Below are 1,827 nucleotides of genomic sequence, written 5' to 3' on the forward strand. Positions count from 1 at the left end.
AGCGCGTCTTTTCTTGCCGCAGTGCAAATCCGTTGCCTTGTTCTTTGGCTGAAAATCTCATGACGACATCATCTAAGTCAATGTGGAGTTCGTTACTCTTTATTCAGCCAATCGATAAAACATCGCTGCCGGTGACAATATCTTATCTTCAGGTTGTGAGTATTGCCCTTTACGCAGCATCGAAACGCGCTCTATCCCCGCTAAAATCGTTTGGGCCCGGCGAAATGATTTAAAGCCTAATATCGGCCGTATCCGACGTTTAATGTTTCGATGATCTTATTGAGGTACTTATTCTGGCGGATTTTGATAGTTTTTTCCTTTGATTTATCGGTATTCAGCAAGGCGATGGCTGCGGTGTTGGCCCCACTCTTATCAAGGGTGATGATGTCAGGCTCCCCGTGGTGGCGTAGGGCTTTACGGAAAAAACGCAAAGCGGCAGCGGTATCTCGGTTGGCGGTCAATAAAAAATCAATAGTTTGACCGGAGGTATCAACCGCCCGATACAGGTATTTCCACTGACCTTTGATTTTGATATAGGTTTCATCCATACACCAGCGACGAGCCACGGGACGTTTATGTCGACGAAAGGCCTTACCCAGTAATGGTGTGAGCCTGATAACCCAACGGGATAAGGTAGAATGAACACGTACTCCTCGCTCGGTCATCCTCTCTTCGAGATTGCGTAGACTTAGGGCATAGGCCAAGTACCAACGGACACACTGGGCAATGATATCAACGGGGTAATGTAACCGTTTGAAGGCTTTTCGTATCAACGACATTGACGACACCTTTATCAACAAATAAGTGAGATATTACCAAGGCTTTGCTTATTGCAACAGAACCGTCACGGCTGGTTAGGTGGGCTGGATTACGCCTTGGGCAAGGGAGACGTTTTTACTCTGTACGGCAATGCGGGATTGTTAGGCGGTTGCGCACTCTGGGGTGGCGAAGATCAGTCCGGGCTGTTCTATCTGCCAGACTACTTCCCCGGATTGGACGGTCCTTGGCAACCCCCCTTCTTGTGGGGCGGGGCCCGCCGTTCCACGCACAATGAAATCCCCTGCGTGCAGGGGGGCCGCCGGGGTGAAACATTGTCGGCCATGGCTGAAATGCTTGCCCAGTTGGCCGGGACCCGTGGATATTACGCAACGATTATGCCTTTTATGCCGCTGCATCAGGCCCTCGAGGTTGCCCGTTACTATCCCCATGCTCGGGTATTGATGCATTCAGCGGAAGCGACCCTATCGGTACCGGCCGGGGGGCTTGATTCGCAATTACAACAATTGTGCTCCCACCACAGGGTAAGAACCAACGCGGAACTGGCCGCCTTTTCCCGCTTAGGGAACCGAGTGGAATGGTGCCGACTGGACGATTATCTACTGGAGGCGGCGGCAGAACTTATTACTAATAACCGGGGAAAATACGGTAGCCATCAAGGTATTGACTGGATGCAGCGAATATTTGATGGACAAAAAAAATCCTCAGTCATCAACACTGCGGTGGCTGCTGTAGCCAAACGCGGTGAGCAGATCTTGGGGGTAACCATCTTCTACCGTTTTGGTGAAACCCTTCATGCCCGTTATTACGGTTCGAATTATCAGATAGACGATAACGACTTCCGTTATTTCGTGCTGACCTATTACGACTCGTTAGATTACGTGGCGAAAAACGGGAGCTGTGAATGCCGGCTGTCCATTTCCGCCCTTAGAGCCAAAACGGGTTCTGTCGCATTAAGCGATCATCAGGTAAGCTCCCCTGTTTTTGAGCGAGTCCAGAGCGATGCCCCTGATCCGAAAAGCGTTCAAACGTCTGCACTACCCTGTTGAT

General features: G+C 50.5%; 1 protein-coding gene and 1 pseudogene. One reads left to right on the forward strand and one right to left on the reverse strand.

Annotated elements, in window-relative coordinates:
- Window positions 1-99 precede the first annotated feature (99 nt).
- Window positions 100-779, reverse strand: a pseudogene (locus NXS07_RS19755) (IS6 family transposase).
- A gap of 51 nt (window positions 780-830) precedes the next feature.
- Between NXS07_RS19755 and NXS07_RS21630 the strand changes: the two are divergent.
- Complete coding sequence (locus NXS07_RS21630) at window positions 831-1,826, forward strand: peptidogalycan biosysnthesis protein (protein ID WP_038216249.1); 996 nt, start codon at window positions 831-833, stop codon at window positions 1,824-1,826.
- The last annotated feature ends 1 nt before the right edge of the window (window position 1,827 follow it).

Origin of the sequence: Xenorhabdus bovienii, assembly GCF_024721015.1 — a bacterium.
Lineage (GTDB): Bacteria > Pseudomonadota > Gammaproteobacteria > Enterobacterales > Enterobacteriaceae > Xenorhabdus > Xenorhabdus bovienii.